The sequence below is a fragment of the Pontibacter actiniarum genome (genome assembly GCF_003585765.1).
In the GTDB taxonomy this organism is placed as follows: Bacteria; Bacteroidota; Bacteroidia; order Cytophagales; family Hymenobacteraceae; genus Pontibacter; species Pontibacter actiniarum.
Genome location: NZ_CP021235.1, coordinates 1,038,875 through 1,053,274, shown reverse-complemented (window position 1 = coordinate 1,053,274; position 14,400 = coordinate 1,038,875). Strand labels below are relative to the sequence as shown.

Below are 14,400 nucleotides of genomic sequence, written 5' to 3'. Positions count from 1 at the left end.
CCCTGCAGCCATCGGTGCAGGGGCTACTTTTTTTGAGGCACAATAAAACTTTTCTGCTGTACTTTAATTAAATAACTTCGTAGAGGCTTCAGAAAGAACACTGTTGAAATACCTGCTAACCATATTTCTTTTACTTATCACTCTTCCCGGCTGGGCACAGGGCGAATGCTTTCAGGCCATACAGGATGGGCAGCCGGTGGAGGTAATCTGTGCCGGGAAACCCGTTTTCTTCCGCGACTGCAATACCAACCAGGACCCGAGCGCCGTCATCTTCTACTCCCCCGGCCCTGGCGCGTTTGATCCCCAAAATTATAGCCAGGATGACCTGCTGGAGGGCGAAGAGTCCGTCACCCTGGCACAACCCGGTACTTATAGCATCACCCAGGTCATCAACATCGCAGGGGCCGGCGGCACAAAAGTTTTCGAAAAAACATACGAGGTAAGGGGCGTGCCGGAGCCAAGCTTTACCTTCCAGAGCTGTGCCAGCGGCGCCGTGTCCTTTACCGTGACCGACACAAACTATGATACCTATACCTTTGATTTCGGAGACGGGGCCACAGCGGCGGTTGCGGCGGGTGGCACCGTGCGCCATACCTACACCTCTCCCGGTACTTACAGCGTTACCCTCAGCGGCAGCTACAACACCGCCGGCAGCTGCGGCAACACCAGTACCCAACGTGTAAGCGCACTCCCCCTGCTAGATCAGGACAATCCCACCCAGCTCGAGAAGCTAACCGTACTGGAGCAGGGCGCTAATGGCAGCATTCAGCTGGAGGTGTCCGGGCTTGTTCCCGGCTACTCTTATATTGTGGAGCAGTACACCGATGATTTCAGGGACCCGTTTAAAGAAATCAGCCTGATTGAGGGCTTTAACAGCAGCACGCTAACCCACACAGTTAATGATGTTAACACGAGCGAAGGCACCTGGTACCTTGTGCGCCCTTTGGATGCCTGCGGAGTGGTTTTCATCAACTCAAATATTGTGAGTGCCATTTCGCTGGGCCTCACCACAAACGAAGAGCAGGTAACACTGCGATGGGAGAACCTGCCGGAGTTTGCACAGTATGAGGTATACCGCAACGGTACTTTACTAGAAACCTTACCTGCCAGCACGCTTTCTTATGTTGATAACGAGGTTACCTGTGGCCAAACATACAGCTACTACATTGTGGGCACAGGCACAGACCCGGAAGGCGATTCATACTCCTCGGTGTCAGCCACCGTGCAAACTGAAGTTACCTCTACGGCAGTGCCGGACCAGCCCTACCTGCTCAGCAGCTTTAACCTCAGCAACCAGGTGGAGCTTACGCTGCAAACAAACGAATCCGGAGGGCTGGTAACCCTGGAGCGAAGTATAAACGGCGCTCCCTATAAGCAGCTGGCAAGGGTGCCGCAGGTAACATATACCGATGCTGCTGCCAGTCCCCAGCCCGTCTGCTACCGTGCAACCTTCACCAACAGCTGCGGCAACACCTCCGCCGTGAGCAATGTCTCCTGCCCTGTCATTTTACAGGCGGAGCAGCAGACTGACGGCAGCGTACAGCTTGGCTGGACGCCCTATACCGGCTTTCCCGGGGGCGTACAACAGTACACCGTGGAGTTGCTGAACGCTGATGGCACCGTTGCTCTCAGCTACCCCGCGACAGGCACCAGCTTTACAGACAGAACCCTCAGCGATGAACTACAGGTTCTCCGGTATCGGGTCAGGGCTACATCGCCCGCGGGCACAGAGGTTTCATACTCTAACCTGGAGGAGATTGAACAGGATGCGCTGCTGTACATTCCGAGTGCCTTTACGCCCAATGGCGACGGGCTGAACGATACCTTCGAAGTGAAGGGAAAGTTTTTCAGCAGCTATCTGCTCCGCATCTACAACCGGCTCGGTAACGTTATTTACGAGGGCACGGAGGCCGACCCCGCCTGGGACGGAACCGAAAACGGGCAAAAAGTCCTGACCGGGGCTTACGCATACGAAATTACCGTGCAAACCAGCTTCGGCACCACCAAACAGCGAAGGGGCACCGTAACGCTGCTGCGGTAGGCTATTCTGCCAGCCGGGCACCTATGATCTGGCTGTACTTTAGGCTTCGTATCTTTAATGCCGTATATTTGCATAGAAGCACAGGAGCCACAAATGGCGGTGCCACCTCTTACTCTAAAATAAAAAACTATGTTTGATATGTTCGGCATGATGGGCAAGATTAAGGAAGCCCAGGCCAAAATGAAGGAAGCGCAGGAAAAGCTGAAAGATGTTACGGTAACGGCAGAGTCTGGTGCAGGTTTGGTGAAAGCCACGGTAAACGGACAGCGCCAACTCCTCAAAATCGAGATTGATGAGTCGATCATGAACGTGAGCGACCGTGAGATGGTAAATGATTTAGTGGTAGCAGCCGTGAACAACGCCATGCTGACTGCCGGTGAGCGCGCGCAGGAAGAGATGCGCAAGCACACCGAAGGCCTTATCCCCAACATCCCTGGCTTAGACCTCGGCAGCTTTGGCCTATAACCCGATGCATGCGGCGGTCGTGATCCTGAACTGGAACGGCCTGCGCTATTTACACCAATTCCTGCCATCGGTAGTGGCTAACAGCGGCAACTGCGAAATTATAGTTGCCGACAACGCCTCTACCGATGGCTCTATTGCTTTTTTACAGGAACACTTCCCGCAGGTGCGCCTCATCCTGCTGCCCGAGAACTACGGCTTCTGCGAAGGCTACAACAAGGCCCTGCAGCAGGTGGAGGCAAAGTATTACGTGCTGCTCAATTCTGATGTGGATGTTCCCCCGGGCTGGACGGAGCCGGTACTGCAGCTGATGGAGCAGGACCCGGAGATAGCCGTTTGCCAGCCAAAGATCCTGGCTCAGCAGCACCCCGGCTTTTTTGAATACGCCGGCGCCGGTGGCGGCATGCTCGATGCCCTGGCCTACCCTTTCTGCCGTGGCCGCCTCTTCGAGACGCTGGAGGAGGACAAGGGGCAGTATAACGATGTACAGGAGGTATTCTGGGCAACAGGTGCCTGCATGTTTGTGCGGGCAGACGTATACCGGCAACTCGGGGGGCTGGAGCCGGCTTTTTTCGCCCATATGGAGGAGATAGACTTTTGCTGGCGCGCCAAGAACGTCGGGTATAAGGTAATGTACAACGGCCACAGCCAGGTATACCACGTGGGAGGCGGCACGCTGCACAAATCAAACCCGCGCAAAACGTACCTCAACTTCCGCAACGGGCTGGCGCTGCTCTACAAAAACACGCCCTCAAAAGAGTTGCTCTCCAGCATGATGCTGCGCGTGTTACTGGACTGGGTAGCAGCCTTCAGAATGGTGCTGGCCGGGCAGAAGAAAGACGCACAGGCCGTGTTAAAGGCCCACGCCGACCTTATCCGCAACAGGAGTTACTGGCGCAGGCGCAGAAAGGAACAGCAGCCGAAGGGCAATTTCCCCCACATCAGCGGCGTTTACAAAGGCAGTATAGTTTGGAAGTACTTTATACAGCAGAAGCGGACGGTGAAGGACCTATAGGTCCCAGACGGTGTTTCGCTCGCGGCGCAAATGTTTGCGTACATTCATCCAGAAGGCCAGCATCAGGTAGAGGAGCACGGGAGAGCCCATCGTCAGGAATGAAACGTAAATAAACGTGAGGCGGATGCTACTGGAAGCAAAGCCTAGCTTCTCCCCCAGCATCGTGCACACGCCGAATGCCTGTGATTCGATATAGTACTGAAGCCGTTTCATTTTAATCAGGTTTAAAATCTAAATTATACGTTGTTCACGAGACATCAAAATAGAAAGACGCCAAATCAGTGAGCTAGTATAACCCAAAACGATTGAACAAGGTTTATGGTGTATACAAATTTACGGCGAAAGCAAAAAACAGGATATGCAACAGTACAAAAAAAACAAAAATTTAATCCTCTTCCTTACACTTTCTCTTAGCGTTGGCGGCACCGGCTGCACCCTGCAACGCATGGTAAAAACAGCCGAAAAGGGCCAGCAAATCACTGTAGAGCCCAACCCGCTGGCTGCCAGCGGCCAAAACGTGAACTTCGAACTGAAGGCGCAGGTACCGGAGAAACTTATCCGGGAAGATGAAGTGTACAAACTGGATGTGTACTACGAGTATGGCCCTCAGCAGCAGCGCGAGAATATCGGAACGTATAACTTTTCTTTCGGCGAGTTTCTCTACGAGGACAAAAAACCGACCATCACCAAACAGCTTTCCTTCCCCTATGACCCGGCCAAAGCCAAAGGGCGCCTGATGGTGCAGGGCCGCGCCATCGATAAGGAAGACGACGATGTGGCCTATACCGACCCAAAGCAGGTGGCCACCGGCATCAACACCACGCCCCTGCTGCTCGTGCGCAGCAACGAGTTTACGTTTACCAATGACAAGTACAGCGAAACCGCCGATGGGCCAGGCAAGCTGATGTTCTACTTCGAGGAGAACGGCGCCACCCTGCGCAACTACCTGGGCTCCAACCTGCAGGCACTGGAGCAGTACGCCCTGGATAACGTGCCGGAGCAGAAGATCAAGATCACAGCCATGCAGTCGCCGGAGGAGAAAGGCAGCAAGCTGGCTGCAAAGCGTGCCCAGGAGCTGGAGCAGTATTACCGCCAAAAGGTAAAGGCCCTGGACTACAGCGGCAAAAAGGTAGAGATCACCACGGAGGTGAAAGAGAGCCCGCTGGCTGCTTTAGCAGAAAAAGTGGAGGCATCCGCCCTGCCGAAGGAGCAGAAGCAGGAAGTGCAGGCTATACTTGAGAGCGACAGAAGCCAACAGCAGAAACTGCAGGCCCTGCAGCAGACAGCGGCCAATGGCTACCTGCAGCAGTATATTTACCCGAGCCTTCGCGCCGCCGAGGTAGAAATCAACTACAACCGCAGCCGCAAACCTGACTACCAACTGTACTTGCTGGCCCAGAAAATTGCCGATGAAGAGGTAACCGCAGACGTGCTTACGGAAGAGGAGCTGCAGCATGCCGCCACCTTAACGCCGCTGCTTGCCGAGAAGCGCAAACTGTACGAGGCAGCCGTAAAGACAACCGATAAGTGGCCCGCCTACTATAACCTGGGCGTGGTTTACAACGAGATGGCCCGAAAGGAATACCGCAAAGAGGCTAAAAAGGCGCTACTGGAAAAGGCTATCCAGAACCTGACCTACGCCGGCTTCCGCAACCCCACCGCCAAAGTATACTATAGCCTGGCCAGTGCCTACCATCAGCGCGAAGAGTTCCTGGAGGCCCTGCAGTACTACGACTACGCCATTAAGCTGGGCGGCGAGGAAGAGCTGCTCCAGCGCATTTTTGCCGATAAAGCAGCCCTGGAAATAGAGATCGGCCAGTACGATGACGCCATCGAAAGCCTTAAGTATGCCGGCGACAGCTATCAGACCAACATGAACCTGGGCCTGAGCTACCTCCTGAAAGAAAACTATGAAGGGGCCGAGGGTTTTTACCAAAAGGCACTGGAGCAGCAGCCGGACGATGGGCTGGCCTACTACAGCCTCGCACTTATCGGCGCACGCACGCAAAACGAGCAGATGCTGGAGCAGAACCTGCGCCGCGCCGTAAACGCAGACAAAACCCTCATGCAGAAGGCCATAGATGATGTTGAGTTTGAAGCCTACCGCGATAAGCCAGCCTACAAAGACGCGCTGATTCGTTAACAGTAGATGCAGAAAACACACCGGCACATTGTAAATTGTCAGAGTTCTCTTAATTTTACCTTCTGAACCGAGAATTAAACATCATATATGCGAAGTATACAGTTTAGAGAAGCCCTGCGCGAAGCGATGTCTGAAGAGATGCGCCGCGACAAGAGCGTGTTTCTGATGGGCGAGGAAGTTGCCGAGTACAACGGCGCTTACAAAGTTAGCCAAGGCATGCTGGACGAGTTCGGGCCGGAGCGTGTGATTGACACCCCTATTGCCGAGCTTGGTTTTGCCGGTATCGGAGTGGGAGCCGCCATGAACGGCCTGCGCCCTATCATTGAATTCATGACCTTCAACTTCTCGCTGGTGGCCATCGACCAGGTGATCAACTCTGCCGCTAAGCTGATGTCCATGTCAGGTGGCCAGTACGGTGCCCCGATGGTATTCCGCGGGCCTACCGGTAGCGCCGGCATGCTGTCTTCTCAGCACTCGCAGAACTTCGAGAACTGGTATGCCAACACTCCTGGCCTTAAAGTGGTTGTTCCTTCAAACCCTTACGACGCCAAAGGGCTGCTAAAAGCCGCCATCCGCGACAACGACCCTGTGATTTTCATGGAGTCTGAGCAGATGTACGGCGACAAAGGTGAGGTTCCGGAGGAAGAGTATATCCTTCCGATTGGCGTAGCCGATATCAAGCGCGAAGGCTCTGACGTAACCATCGTTTCTTTTGGTAAGATGATGAAGGTAGCCCTGGCTGCTGCTGAAGAACTTGCGAAAGACGGTATCAACGCCGAAGTGATTGACCTGCGCACCGTTCGCCCGATCGACTACAAAACGCTGATTGAGTCTGTTAAGAAGACAAACCGCATGGTCGTTGTAGAAGAAGCCTGGCCACTGGCGTCCATCTCTTCGGAGATCGCTTACCACATCCAGAGCAACGCATTCGACTACATGGATGCGCCGGTGAAACGCGTCACCTGCCGCGACGTGCCGCTTCCGTATGCTCCTACGCTGATCGACGCTTCGTTGCCGAACGTAGAGCGCACCATCGAAGCAGTTAAAAAAGTAATGTACAAGAAAGCCTAAGTATACTTTATACTTGCTTTTGATAATACAGGCGGCGGAGCTACAAGCTTCGCCGCTTTTGTTTTAACAGGCCTCTCCCAGCATGACCAAAGCAGAAACCTAAGTATACATCTCACTTGCCACCACTCAAGATCAGTGGTTCAAAATCCATATAGACGCTAGTTAGGCCTTCAGCAGCGCGATGCCCGAGGGCAAGGCCTCGCGGCCGTGAGCGCTCCAAAGCCTGGGGTGAAACGATGAAGAAGTGGGAACTGGAGGATAAGCAGGAGCTGGAAAGGATAGCTTGGTTGAAGATGCAAAAGCAGAGGCAGCTACTGGCACAAGCGGACGCTTGCGCCAGAAAGGTGCAAGTATAGCCAACGCTGTAGCAGGTTTGGCTTTGCGAGCCAGTTGAGTCACAGACTCAACATCATAGTAAGACACGAGTTGAAAACTCGCGCCAGCAGGGAAGTATAAACTACAATCAACAGAGGCAGTAACAGGGCCAGGTAAACTATTTCAGGTATCAACTGAAAGTGTGGCTTTGCAGGCCAGTCGAGTTGCAAACCAGACATAATTGTAAAACACAAGGCTGAAGGCTTGCGCCACGGGATGAGGACGAAAACTACCGTTTCCAAAGTTAAGCTTTCCTATCTTTGTGCCATGCGTGCACGATTTATACTTGCTTTCCTCCTGCTCTTTAGCCTGCCTCGGCTAAGTATGGCACAAGCTCCCTTAGATACCACATCCGTTAACAAAAAGCGGCTGGTTGTGCTAGGGTCTACTTTTGCCATTGGCTATACAGCTATGCTCGTATCACTCAACCACGCCTGGTACTCTAATGAGCAGCGCACGGATTTCCACTTCTTTAACGACAACAATGAGTGGCGGCAGATGGACAAGGCAGGGCATTTCTGGAGTGCCTTCCACGAAAGCCGGGCAGGTATAGACATGCTGCGCTGGGCAGGGGTGCCGGAGAAAAAAGCGATCCTTTACGGAGGCATGTTAGGCGTAGCGCTGCAAACACCAATCGAGATCTTTGATGGTTTCCAAGCCGATTACGGAGCCTCTGTAGGTGACATGGTAGCCAACACCGTTGGTTCTGCAGCCGTGGTGGCCCAGGAGCTGGCGTGGCAGGAAATCCGCATTATGCCCAAGTACTCCTTCCACACTACGAGGTATGCAGGCATGCGCCCGAACGTACTGGGGAGCAACCTTGGGGAGCAGGCCCTGAAAGACTACAACGGCCAAACCTACTGGCTTTCGGTAAATGTAGCTGCCTTTCTGAAAGAGGATTCAAGGTACCCCAAGTGGCTGAACATAGCCGCAGGCTACGGGGCACAGGAAATGTTGTACAATGACCCCGAGGCAAATGCTGCCGCAGGCTTACGGGCATACCGCCAGTTCTACCTCAGCCCAGACCTGAACCTGATGCACTTTAAAGGCCGCAGCAAAGTATGGAACACCGCCCTTTACGTGCTCAGTATCATCAAAGTGCCCGCCCCAACGCTGGAGTACAACAAAAGAGACGGGGTAAAGCTGCACCCGCTGTACTTCTAGGCTAAGCCCCTCTCCTTTCATCATAGTCCTCCACAATTCGTATCTTTGTTAAACAGGTTAGCCCAAAGCCGCCGTTTTATACTTACAGCGCTTACCAAGGGTTAACCAGCAACCAACGTAGAATAACGAAACCATGAACGTAGGAGATAGAGTGCGCCTGATGTCAGGCCGAGAGGAAGGCATTATTACGCGCCTTTTAGACAATAACATTGTAGAAGTAGCCATCGACAACGACTTTACCATTCCGGTGGCCAAACGCGAAGTGGTGGTGATAGCCGCCGAAGAGCAAACATACATGCGCCAGGACGAGAGCGCACCGCAGCCAACGAAGCGGAAAGAGCCTGTGGCCCCGGTACTGGCGGCACAAGGTATCTACCTGGCGCTGGTGCATCAGTCGGATGAGCTGCTGGCGGTGACGGTGGTAAACAACTCTGACTACGATGTGCTCTTTACCAGCGGCGAAGAGCGCGAGAAGAGCTACCGCGGTCTGCAGAATGACAAGCTGGCCCCAAAGGCAACCCGCGTCATCACGCACTACCACCTGAAGGAATTTGAGAAATGGCCGAACCTGCTAATTCAGTTTATCCAGCACCGCAACGGTAGCCCGACTATTTTTGAGCCAGTGGTGAAGCGCGTCCAGTTTAAAGCAAGCTCCTTCTACAAGAGCAAGCGCACTGCTCCAGTGCTGAACAAGGAAGCGTACCTGTTCCAGCTCGACCAGAAGCCGGTAAGCGTTGACCCGAACAAGATCAAAGAGCAGCTGTCGGAGGCCGTGGAGAAGAGCGAGAACTATAAACTCGCAGCCCCGGAGCACGAGGTGGACCTGCACATTGAGAAACTGGTGGAGGACCACAGCGGCATGAGCAACAACGCGATGCTGAAAGTGCAGCTGGAGCGTTTCCAGGATGCCCTCGACAGAGCCCTGGCCTCAAACATGCACGAGATTGTGTTCATACACGGTGCTGGCAATGGCGTGCTGCGCAAAGAACTGCAGAAAGCCCTGAGCCGCACGCCGGGTATCAAGTATTTCGAGGATGCCCGCAAAGAGAAGTTCGGCTACGGCGCTACGCTGGTAAGGCTGAAATAGTTTGGTGAGTTCTGAGTCAAGATTTCTAAGTGCAGAGTAACAAATATTTTGCAACTCAGAACTCGTGACTCAGAACTAAAACCGAACCGCTGAGGATTTATTGTTATCTTTGCCACATAACAAAGTATCAACGGCAAGCCGTCTTATCGCTGCCCTATCGGGGGGAGAGGAAAGTCCGGGCAACACAGAGCATCCTACTTCCTAACGGGAAGGGTCCTGCGCAAGCGGGATACAGCCAGTGCCACAGAAAATAACCGCCAGCCTAGTGCTGGTAAGGGTGAAAAGGTGCGGTAAGAGCGCACCAGCGGCTGGGTGACCAGTCCGGCTGGGTAAACCTTAGGAGTTGAAAGACCAAATAGGCTGACAGCGCCTCGCTTCGGCGGGGCTAAGGGCTGCTCGTCCGATGTCAGTGGGTAGGTCGATGGAGCCTGTGCGCGAGTGCAGGCCTAGATAAATGATAAGACGCACACCTTCGGGTGGAGCGACAGAACCCGGCTTACAGGCTTGCTGTTGATGTTTTGTTTATACTTCTAGACTTACTATTTCAAGCGCGAGCGCCCGCTTGTGCTCAATCCATCTATCATCTGCACTTCTTTTATACTCTAGATACAGGCAGTTAAACCAACTCCATCTTCATCAACATCAAATGCTGGTAGAGCGGCAGAACATAGAGATGAGTTTAGCGCCAGTTACAAAAAGGCATTACATGACGCCATAAGTTACACCGCCAAACTTGCGGCATGCAGGAACACAGACAAATATAAGTTGGCACCTGCAAGGTTAAGAATTGCGCGACCGCTAAACTTTCGGCATGTAGAAACAGTGTAGGCACAAGCGGACGCTTGCGCCATCGTGTGGCATAATACAACATAAAGCGAACACGGAATTTGCAGCACCACGCTGCTAAAGCAAGTATAAAACAGCATTTATACTTACAATTCATCAAAATCCTGCATCTCCTTCTTGTCATCCCGTAAATCCTGATTCAGACATTTTTCCTTATTTTTACAGGAAGCAAAACGAACAAAGAATGGCAACAGCGAAAGACCCGGCTCTGGAGATACAGGAGCTGACGCAACAGATAAACCACCTGAATTACCAATATTACCAGAACAGCGTTTCAGAAGTGTCGGACTATGACTTTGACCAACTGCTGAAGCGGCTGGAGGCACTGGAGGCCCAATACCCGGAGCTGCGCCTGCCGCACTCCCCTACCCAGCGCGTGGGTGGCACCGTTACCAAAAACTTTGACACGGTTTACCACAAGTGGCCCATGCTCTCGCTCAGCAACACCTATTCAGAGGAGGAACTGCGGGAGTTTGACAAGCGCGTGCGAAAAGTAGTGGGCGATGAAGTGGAGTATGTGTGCGAGCAGAAATTTGACGGGGTAGCGATCAGCCTGACCTACGAGAACGGTAAGTTTGTACAAGGCGCCACCCGTGGCGACGGCACCCGCGGCGATAACATCACGGCCAACGTACGCACCATCCACGATGTGCCGCTTCAGGCGCATGGCGAGGGCTTTCCAGAGCTTTTCGAAGTGCGCGGCGAGGTGTTTATGCCTTTCCAGGTGTTTGAGCAACTGAACGTGGAGCGGGAAGAAGCCGGGGAGCAACTGCTGGCAAACCCACGCAACGCCACCTCCGGCACGCTTAAACAGCAGGACTCTGCGGTAGTAGCCAGCCGCAAACTAGGATGCTTCTCCTATAGCTTCCACACGGATAAAACCTTGTTCGACACACATTCCGAGAGCCTTCAGGCCATACAGAAATGGGGTTTCAAAGTTTCCGAAACGTGGCGCAAGTGCGGCAGCATAGACGATGTAATGGCCTACATCAACGAGTGGGAAACCAGACGCCATGAGCTTCCCATTGCCACAGACGGTGTGGTGGTAAAGGTAAACAGCTATGCCTTGCAGGAAGAGCTTGGCTTTACCTCTAAAAGTCCGCGGTGGGCGATTGCCTATAAGTATGCGGCAGAAAACTCCGCCACGAAACTGATTGATATCCAGTACCAGGTAGGCAGAACCGGAGCCGTAACGCCAGTAGCCTTGCTGGAGCCGGTAGCTTTGGCAGGCACAACCGTAAAGCGTGCCTCTGTGCACAACGCCAACGAAATCCAGCGCCTGGACCTGCGCCTGGGCGATACGGTGTTTGTAGAAAAGGGCGGCGAGATCATCCCTAAAATAACAGGGGTTGACCTTGACAAACGCCCTGCCGACAGCCAACCGATCCTCTACCCTACCCACTGCCCTGCCTGCGAAACCGAGCTGGTGCGCTCCGAAGGCGAAGCCAACTTCTACTGCCCGAACGACAAAGGGTGCCCGCCGCAGATCAAAGCCAAGCTGGAGCATTTCATCTCCCGCAAAGCCATGAACATTGATGGCCTGGGCCCTGAAACCATTGAGCAGCTGTATGCAACCGGTTTGGTTACCAACGCCGCCGACCTCTACGACCTCACGTTTGAGCAGCTGGTACAGCTGGAGCGTATGGGAGAGAAATCTGCTAACAACATTCTCAAGAGCCTGGAGAAATCGAAGGAAGCGCCCTATGACCGCGTGTTGTTCGCCCTGGGCATCCGCTTTGTGGGCAGCACCGTGGCTAAAAAACTTGCTCAGGATTTGCCGGATTTGGAGGCTTTACGAGGAGCTACTTTTGAAGAGCTGGTTGCCATCAACGAGATTGGAGAGCGAATTGCCCGCTCTATACTTGCTTACTTCCAGGACCCGGACCATGTGCAGCTAGTGGAACGGCTAAAAGCCGCCGGGCTTAACTTTAAGTCCGAAAACAAAGCCCCGGAAATCCAGAGCAACAAACTGGAAGGCCAGACATTCGTTATTTCCGGTGTGTTTGAGAGCGTGAGCCGTGATGAGTTGCAGCAGCTGATCGTCAGCCACGGGGGCAAAGTGGTAAGCTCAATTTCAAAGAAGCTCTCCTACTTAGTGGCCGGCGATAAAATGGGCCCTTCCAAGCTGGAGAAAGCCGAAACGCTGGGTATTAAAATTCTTTCGGAGGCCGAGTTCCTGTCAATGATTGGGTAGAGAGCACTTCTGAACAACCATAAAAAAGGCGGCACCCTAAAAGAGTGCCGCCTTTTTAGCAAACAAACAACAAACTCTTTCAGGAAATACGTTTTCGGCGAATATCTGCATAACCAAGTATAAACACCAGCAAGCCCGCGCCCATACTTAGCAGCACCTCTTGTGAGAACATGTTCGATACCTCAGGCCCGGTCGGAAAGGCACGAATGGTGACAAAGGGGTAGGCAAAGGGGTAATAGTGAATGTGCTCCCAACGCATCGCCACTACCACCGTAACAATGGCCACGATGCCCACGCCCATACTTAAGGCAAAGCTGCTCCAGCGCATACTCAGCCAGAACTGCACCGCAATAATCACAAAGCTGGCCAGGAACAGCTTAAGCACAGTAAAACAGACGATGCCGAGTCCGGCCATACTTTCAAAGCCAAGGCCGGGGCGCACAAGCGTCAGGAACAGGCCTCCGGCCAGGTAAGCCAGTAAAAATACCGCGTTGCTCAGCAGCACCAGCCCCACCACTGTGGTCGCTTTTGCCGTGTAAATGGTGCTCTTTGGCAGCGGCAGGCTGTACAGGTGCTTCCACCCGTTGGATTTATGCTCAATGCCGTTCGTCAGGCTTGTTAGCAGCGCAATAAAGATAGGCATCAGCAGCAGCGTGTAAATACCAAAGTTCTGCTTTGCGAACTGGTGCCAGGCATTCTGCCCCTCCTGCACCAGGTACTCCCCCTTCGACCAAAAGGCAATCACATACATACTGACCAGGGCACAGGGCGCCAATATGGATAACCAGAGGGAGAAGGTGTTTTTAAGTTTGAGCGCTTCGGCACTCAGGCTGCTGCGGTAGTAAGTTATGGCATTCATAGTTTACTGGATGATTGGATTCTTTACAATGGTTAGGTACTTGAGCCAGTCTTGGAGCCGGGTTAGTGAACGGCATCGGGCGTCGCCTCGCCCTGGGTGATGTTAAGGAAGAGATCCTCCAGGTTTAGCGTGTTTGTACTGAGACTGTACACATCCAGCCCGTTCTCGACCAGCAGCCGGTTTAGCAGCGCCACCTGCCGCTTATCCTGCACCTGAACGCTTACCACATCGGCTTCCTGCGGCAGTAACGGGTACTGGTGGTCCAGGAGCAGCTTGTGGGCAACGGCGTTGTTGCTCGTTTCGAGGCGCAGCACATTGCTCTGGAAGGCCCCTTCGTACAGGTGCTGCAGGCTACCCTGGTACAGGGTGGCCCCCTTGTCGATGATGGCCAGTTCGGTGGCGCACTTCTCAATTTCAGAGAGCAGGTGGCTGGACAGGAAGATCGTTTTCCCGAACTCCCGGTTCAGGCGCAGAATCAGCTCCCGCACCTCCCGGATACCGCTGGGGTCCAGCCCGTTGGTCGGCTCATCCAGGATCAACAGCTCCGGATCGGCGAGCAGCGCGAGCGCGATGCCCAGGCGCTGGCTCATGCCCAGCGAGTATTCTATTGTTTTGCGGCGGGCGTCCTGGCTCAGCCCTACAATTTGCAGCACTTCGGCAATGCGGCTTTTGGGCGCGCGCACCATGCGGCGGTGCATCTCCAGGTTATCGTAGCCGGAGAGGTGGCGGTAGAGCGTGGGCATCTCGATCAGAGCGCCGGTGCGGCTCAGGATGTCAAGGCGCTGCTCCTTCAGGTCCTGGCCGTGCAGCAGCACCTCCCCTTTCGGCACGGGCAGCAGCCCCAGCAAAATACGGATGGTGGTAGACTTACCGGCTCCGTTAGGGCCCAGAAAGCCGAAGATAGCTCCCTGGGGCACCCGCAGCTCCAGGTTCTGCAGCACCGGCCGCTTGCCAAAACTGTAGCTGAGGCCGTGGGTTTCAATGATGTAGGGTTTCATAGTTCGAGGGGTTAGGCATGGTGTCTCTACAAATGAGAAACTTATTTAACCTTTAAAAAAATAGAATATACCAACGCCTTTAAACCATAGACCAAGTATAAGCCCGCATGCCGAAGCCGTTTTATCCCCTAAATCCCACGCTTGG

11 protein-coding genes and 1 other RNA gene are annotated in these 14,400 nt (G+C 53.7%); 9 read left to right on the top strand and 3 right to left on the bottom strand.

The window, feature by feature from the left end; genetic code table 11:
* Positions 1 to 103 precede the first annotated feature (103 nt).
* The 3 genes from CA264_RS04570 (at position 104) to CA264_RS04560 (ending at position 3,518) form a co-directional block, all read left to right on the top strand.
* Entirely contained in the window at positions 104 to 2,041 is a 1,938-nt protein-coding gene (locus tag CA264_RS04570) for a T9SS C-terminal target domain-containing protein (protein ID WP_025604991.1), read from the top strand.
* Between the two features lie 129 nt (positions 2,042 to 2,170).
* On the top strand, positions 2,171 to 2,506 hold the full coding sequence (locus CA264_RS04565; protein ID WP_025604989.1) for a YbaB/EbfC family nucleoid-associated protein: 336 nt from the start codon (positions 2,171 to 2,173) through the stop codon (positions 2,504 to 2,506).
* The gene (locus tag CA264_RS04560) at positions 2,496 to 3,518 is read left to right on the top strand and encodes a glycosyltransferase family 2 protein (RefSeq protein ID WP_335682345.1); all 1,023 of its coding nucleotides are present in this window, start codon (positions 2,496 to 2,498) and stop codon (positions 3,516 to 3,518) included. Before CA264_RS04565 ends, CA264_RS04560 begins: the two co-directional genes overlap by 11 nt.
* Here the strand turns inward: CA264_RS04560 and CA264_RS04555 are convergent.
* Positions 3,513 to 3,731, bottom strand: a complete 219-nt coding sequence (locus CA264_RS04555; RefSeq protein ID WP_025604986.1) for a PspC family transcriptional regulator — start codon at positions 3,729 to 3,731, stop codon at positions 3,513 to 3,515. The two genes, CA264_RS04560 and CA264_RS04555, sit on opposite strands and share 6 nt — an antisense overlap.
* Before the next feature lie 145 nt (positions 3,732 to 3,876).
* Between CA264_RS04555 and CA264_RS04550 the strand changes: the two genes are divergently transcribed.
* The 6 genes from CA264_RS04550 to ligA all read left to right on the top strand — a co-directional run bounded on the left by CA264_RS04550 (position 3,877) and on the right by ligA (position 12,398).
* Entirely contained in the window at positions 3,877 to 5,661 is a 1,785-nt protein-coding gene (locus CA264_RS04550; RefSeq protein ID WP_025604984.1) for a tetratricopeptide repeat protein, read from the top strand.
* Between the two features lie 87 nt (positions 5,662 to 5,748).
* Positions 5,749 to 6,732, top strand: coding sequence for a pyruvate dehydrogenase complex E1 component subunit beta (locus CA264_RS04545; RefSeq protein ID WP_025604981.1), 984 nt, complete (start codon positions 5,749 to 5,751; stop codon positions 6,730 to 6,732).
* A gap of 786 nt (positions 6,733 to 7,518) precedes the next feature.
* Entirely contained in the window at positions 7,519 to 8,271 is a 753-nt protein-coding gene (locus CA264_RS04540; protein WP_237151172.1) for a DUF2279 domain-containing protein, read from the top strand.
* A 133-nt stretch (positions 8,272 to 8,404) separates the two neighbouring features.
* A complete protein-coding gene (locus CA264_RS04535) occupies positions 8,405 to 9,358 on the top strand; it encodes a Smr/MutS family protein (RefSeq protein ID WP_025604977.1) in 954 nt (317 codons plus the stop codon).
* A gap of 130 nt (positions 9,359 to 9,488) precedes the next feature.
* Positions 9,489 to 9,873: RNase P RNA component class A (gene rnpB, locus CA264_RS04530), an RNA gene on the top strand.
* A 515-nt stretch (positions 9,874 to 10,388) separates the two neighbouring features.
* Positions 10,389 to 12,398, top strand: a complete 2,010-nt coding sequence (ligA, locus tag CA264_RS04525) for an NAD-dependent DNA ligase LigA (protein ID WP_025604975.1) — start codon at positions 10,389 to 10,391, stop codon at positions 12,396 to 12,398.
* 79 nt (positions 12,399 to 12,477) lie between these two features.
* On the opposite strand, the gene CA264_RS04520 is transcribed toward ligA, so the two are convergent.
* A complete protein-coding gene (locus tag CA264_RS04520) occupies positions 12,478 to 13,257 on the bottom strand; it encodes an ABC transporter permease (protein WP_025604973.1) in 780 nt (259 codons plus the stop codon).
* Positions 13,258 to 13,319: 62 nt separating this feature from the next.
* Positions 13,320 to 14,255, bottom strand: coding sequence for an ABC transporter ATP-binding protein (locus CA264_RS04515; protein WP_025604971.1), 936 nt, complete (start codon positions 14,253 to 14,255; stop codon positions 13,320 to 13,322).
* Between the last annotated feature and the right edge of the window lie 145 nt (positions 14,256 to 14,400).